The sequence below is a fragment of the uncultured Anaerococcus sp. genome, from assembly GCF_947253225.1.
Lineage (GTDB): Bacteria > Bacillota > Clostridia > Tissierellales > Peptoniphilaceae > Anaerococcus.
On sequence record NZ_CAMXYR010000085.1, the window covers coordinates 1 to 4,726 of the forward strand.

General features: G+C 30.8%; 5 protein-coding genes and 3 pseudogenes. 6 read left to right on the forward strand and 2 right to left on the reverse strand.

The annotated features are described in order from the left end of the window. Positions 1–458 precede the first annotated feature (458 nt). A pseudogene (locus Q0W95_RS07870) lies at positions 459–602 on the forward strand (type II toxin-antitoxin system mRNA interferase toxin, RelE/StbE family); the annotation flags it as partial. 160 nt (positions 603–762) lie between these two features. On the opposite strand, the gene Q0W95_RS07460 reads toward Q0W95_RS07870, so the two are convergent. After that, the gene (locus Q0W95_RS07460; RefSeq protein WP_297791439.1) at positions 763–1,143 is read right to left on the reverse strand and encodes a DUF4355 domain-containing protein; all 381 of its coding nucleotides are present in this window, start codon (positions 1,141–1,143) and stop codon (positions 763–765) included. A 144-nt stretch (positions 1,144–1,287) separates the two neighbouring features. Beyond that, entirely contained in the window at positions 1,288–1,434 is a 147-nt protein-coding gene (locus Q0W95_RS07465) for a DUF6275 family protein (RefSeq protein WP_297791441.1), read from the reverse strand. A 725-nt stretch (positions 1,435–2,159) separates the two neighbouring features. Between Q0W95_RS07465 and Q0W95_RS07470 the strand changes: the two are divergent. From Q0W95_RS07470 to Q0W95_RS07490, 5 genes and pseudogenes are all read left to right on the forward strand, one after another. Beyond that, positions 2,160–2,780, forward strand: a pseudogene (locus Q0W95_RS07470) (S24 family peptidase). Between the two features lie 124 nt (positions 2,781–2,904). Beyond that, a complete protein-coding gene (locus tag Q0W95_RS07475; RefSeq protein WP_297791443.1) occupies positions 2,905–3,135 on the forward strand; it encodes a hypothetical protein in 231 nt (76 codons plus the stop codon). 3 nt (positions 3,136–3,138) lie between these two features. Then, positions 3,139–3,417 (forward strand): hypothetical protein, encoded by a 279-nt coding sequence (locus tag Q0W95_RS07480; RefSeq protein ID WP_297791444.1) that lies wholly within the window; start codon positions 3,139–3,141, stop codon positions 3,415–3,417. 89 nt (positions 3,418–3,506) lie between these two features. Then, complete coding sequence (locus tag Q0W95_RS07485; protein ID WP_297791446.1) at positions 3,507–3,857, forward strand: hypothetical protein; 351 nt, start codon at positions 3,507–3,509, stop codon at positions 3,855–3,857. Positions 3,858–3,939: 82 nt separating this feature from the next. Next, a pseudogene (locus Q0W95_RS07490) lies at positions 3,940–4,143 on the forward strand (transposase); the annotation flags it as partial. Positions 4,144–4,726 lie beyond the last annotated feature (583 nt).

A 4,726-nucleotide genomic window follows, 5' to 3' on the forward strand; every position in this document is an offset into this window, starting at 1 on the left:
AAATTATTCAGAATATACAAGAATAAAACGGAATATAAAGTAATTAGCTTTATAAATATTCTATTTTAATAATAAAAAGGAATAAATAAGAATTAAAAGAAATGAGTTTGTAGCTAAAATGTAGCTAAATGATAGAAATACATTTGTAAAATTTAGAGGCCTCGAGCCTCTTTTCTTATCTTAATAAATACCATTAATCAAAAATCAACAAAATATTCAACAATCACCTAAACAAAAGCACAGACCTTATATACCACTTGCAATCACTAATATAGCCTCTAGAAGCCTTTCTAAGCGTTTTAAAATCTTTAGTTACACTAGAGTCAGTGCTACATGTTGATATTACCCAAAAATAAGCGCAAAATAAAGGGTGCCTTTGAGGTAGTTTTAAGTATTGCCTTTAATTTTATAAGCAAAAAAACCCGCAACCCAATCAGTAAGGTGAACCCAAATATAGAAACCACCAACTAAAGGGTAAGTTTACAGGCTTTTATAAATACCCTATAAGGCCTGATTGGCTCTTAGCCTACCTCCTAGAAGATGATATCCTAACCCTTACCTTAGTCGATACTGGAAGTCATGCAGATATTTTCGACCTATAGCCAACCTTGAGGTGGTTTTTTATCCGTTTTATAAATTTCACCTATTTCCTCCAAAATGGCAAGGAGTTCTTGGCACATCTTATCCACTTCGTTCTGCTTAACTGTACGATAGTTATAAATCTTTTTTGCTCTTTCTAAAGCTAACTCAACCCTCGTCTTTTTAACCTATGTAATTTTGCCCCTTTGTCTTTCGTTCACTTTTTTTCACCAAATCTTTGAGAATATCTGCAAAATCTTTCAAATTTTCCTTTGTTGATTCCGCCTCATCAGTTATCAAGTTATTGACTAAATCATCTAAAATATTGAAGCCTTCCTTAGCCAACTTATTTTTAGCAATCTTTGCCATAGCTGATTGTTTTTCCCTTTGCTTGTACTCCCCAAGCTCTTTTATTTTCTCGTCTTGTTGTTTTTGCCACTTAGCTTTTTTGTCCCTAATAATCTTATCCACTTCATCATCAGAATACTTTTTCTCATGCTTCTTGTTTTTCCTGTTTTGTATCCTTGCTTTCTTCTGCAGTTTCTTCAACTTGGTTTTTAACATCTTCCGCCATTCTTTCCTCCATAATTTAAAGTTCTAATGCTTAACTGTCCCTTAAAGTTTAACGTCATTAAAGCTTGGACAATAAAAAATCGCACGATTAACGCACGATTAATTTGTTGATATTTACTTGTTTTGTGTGAATTTTTACACGATTGATTCACGATTAACCAAATAATTCTCCATTGCTAAACATAATGTTTTTTGCTTTTTATAGATAGCAAAATATGTTTCTTGCTTATCTCCATTTTGTGTACACTCTATATATATACCATCTAAAATAGTTGTAGACATTAGTATCTTATTATTTTATAGAATTCTATAATACCAAACCACAAATATATATTCAATACTGATATCTTTTTTCTAATAATAAAGTCTTATCTAGCTTGTTGGATATCCAACTCCTTTTAAATAATAACCCATATTTTACCCTACATTAACTTCTTCAAACCACTTATTAAGATTATTATTCACATTATAAATTATTCCTCTACCATGAAAATTATTAATATTTTTTTGAACTTTATCTTCTAAAATTGTTAATCTATTTTGAGAACCCATCCTCTTTCTTTCCTATTTTTTAAGTAATTATTGTATTATCTAGTTCCAGTCATGTGCTTTTCATGGAGTATGAATTTCTTCATAATCTCTTATCCGTAAATTCTTTCTTCAAACAAATCAACTTTCAATTCACTTTCAGTGTCAAAATCAGAAGACCACTCTAAAAAGTTTTCTAATTTAGCTCTTCAACCTCTATCAACTCAAAATCATTAAAATATGTATCAAGATTTATTCAATCTATTTGATGGTTAATAGTGCCTAATAAATATGGTTTTCCACCTGTTAATTAATAGGTCTATATGCATAAATTTTATTGGTCCCAACCAAATTTACACGAAACAAATCCTTAATAACAATAATTTTACTTGTATTGTTTATATCAAGCTATTTTCAAATCTACTAAAAGTTGTTAATATATAGGTAAGTAAACATTACGTTTAGACAGGAGGCAATATATGAGCTTAGGAAACAGAATTAAGATGCTTAGAAATGAACTTGGATATACCCAAGATGATTTAGCCAAACGACTAGATGTTTCAGTAGGTGCAGTTAGCTCCTATGAGAGAGACTATAGATTCCCTATGTCTGATATTCTTCAAAAAATGACCGATATTTTTGGAGTATCTTATGACTATCTCCTAGGGAGGTCTAAGAAAAGGAACGCCGAAGATGAGTCAGAAAAATACGAAGTCCCTGTCTTTTATGTAGTAGCCTGTGGCAATCCCTTTGTAGCCGATGAAGATATAGTAGATTGGGAAGAAATCGACCCTAAACTAAAAAGTCAAGGCGAACACTTTGGCGTAAAACTCAGAGGCGACTCCATGCTCCCAGACTTCAAAAATGGAGACTTAGTCATAGTTAGAAAATAAGCAGACATTGATAGTGGATCTATTGCAATCGTTCGTGTAAACGGTGATGAGGCAACAATGAAAATCGTCCAAAAATCAAAAGATGGAATAACTTTAATTGCCACCAATCCTATCGTATTCTTACCTAAATTCTTCAGCAATCGAGATATAAAACAGCTCCCTGTTTCTATTATAGGAAAAGTTATCGAACAAAGAAGAAAGTTTTAGAAAAAGACGAAGTTGCAGTCTATATAACAATAATATAAATAGTAGAATTTAAAAATAAATATTCAATAAAACTCAAATCAGATATTCAGACAAAAGGATTAATATAAAAAAACAGGAGGAAAATATGAAAAAAAGTAACCCAGAAAAGAAGCCAATTTATAAAAGAAAATGGTTTATAGTAATTGCAGCTCTAATAGTTATAGGAGCCTTATTCGACCCAAAAGACAAAGACAAAAAAGAGAAGCCACAACCAGCAAAAGTAGAAGAAAAGGCAGATTTAGCTAAGAAAAGTGAAGAGAAGCCAAAGACTAAAGAAAGTCCATATGAAGAGTTAGCCAAATTAGCCTTTGGTTAAGATGTGAAATGTGAAGTAATTGAGGGTTTTGGTGATGACAATAAACCTAAAATAACAAGGATAAATATTACCGATAGCGGTGAACCTAGTATCCAGCCATTTTTAGGAGATGTTTTTTCTTACTTAAATAAAATAAAAGAGAAAGGGCTGGACTATGAGAGTGTATTCTTTGTTCTTAAAGCCAAGAAAACTGATGAAAATGAATACCCTTATGCTAAAATTGAAATAACAAAAAAGCTGCAGACAATTTTGATTTTAATACTAAAACTCCAGCAGACTTAAAATCAATAGCCAAAACTTATGATGCACCCGATGACAACAAAGCGACCGCAAAAGATAATAATAAGCCTGCGAGCAGTACAGGTAAATCTATGAGTAGTGAAGATACAAAAACTATAGTATCAGGCTATATTAAAGGTCAATTTGCTGATATGTGTAATGTGTCTACAGAAACAGTAGATGGCACTTTTATTGTTCACCTTTACCCAACATCTAATGAATTAAAAGCTGAAATAGCAGGACTAATGATAGATAAGACAAATCCAGAACTTTTGAATGGATGGAATCAAATGAGTAACGGATTAAAAGAACTTTCTAAAAGTGTAAATGAGCAAGTTGATGAAAATACATCTATAATGCTCCACAACCCAGTAAACTCAGATATGGTATTGTTAGTAACATTAAATGATACAATTTTTTCAGATTTTACAAAAGATAATTAATATATTTAAAATCAACAAAGCCCTAGGATAAACCACCTAGGGCAAAAAATATCCAATATGTATAAGCTCTTAGCAAAACAATTTGACAGAATTATCCACATATTTTAAATATCCAGAAGGAATAAGAAAGCTAATATATGCAACAAACGCTATGGAAAACTTCAATAGACAACTAAGAAAAGTTACAAAAAACAAGACCATATTTCCAAATGACTACGCACTTCAAAAAAGCTTGTACCTAGAAATGGTAGATGCATCAATCAAATGGACAAGTAGAATACGTGGATGAGATCAAATCTTATCCCAATTATTAATATTTTTTAAAGGGAGGTTTTAATTGAGATAAAAACCCTGTATGAAATCGGCTGTAAATTTTTATGAAAATTTAACAGTTTATTAAAGTTGTGTAAAATTAAGAAAAGGTCTATTCCTTAGGAATAAACAAACATTGATACATAAAAAATGTATCAACCCTTACCCTAATGTCAGGATTTAGGTTGATACACAAAATTATTTACAGAACCACCTTGATAATCTATGTACCACAAACAGTGCACGTCCATTCCCTTTTTTCAGCCAAGCACTCAAGGCCTTATTTTATGCTATCATATTTACAACATTTCTTAAAATGCTTAACCTCCACTATCGTGTTTATTCTTGTGTTTTTTATGAATTTAATTGTTATCATTATTTATCAAGATTTTGCACAAAAATAAGAGATGACTTTTTTTATAAAATCCACCTCTTAAAATCTCATTTTTTATATGTAACTTTCATTTTATAATTCTCAAAGCAAAAAATAAATATAGCAAATCAATGCTAGTTTACAAAAAGCGGTCTTAATACTTCTATATCCAATAAAATTAAAC

Excerpts from the sequence above, each read along its gene's own strand:
- Q0W95_RS07460 (WP_297791439.1), bottom strand. The coding sequence starts at position 1,143 with ATGTTAAAAACCAAGTTGAAGAAACTGCAGAAGAAAGCAAGGATACAA.
- Q0W95_RS07475 (WP_297791443.1), top strand. The coding sequence starts at position 2,905 with ATGAAAAAAAGTAACCCAGAAAAGAAGCCAATTTATAAAAGAAAATGG.
- Q0W95_RS07465 (WP_297791441.1), bottom strand. The coding sequence starts at position 1,434 with ATGTCTACAACTATTTTAGATGGTATATATATAGAGTGTACACAAAAT.
- Q0W95_RS07485 (WP_297791446.1), top strand. The coding sequence starts at position 3,507 with ATGAGTAGTGAAGATACAAAAACTATAGTATCAGGCTATATTAAAGGT.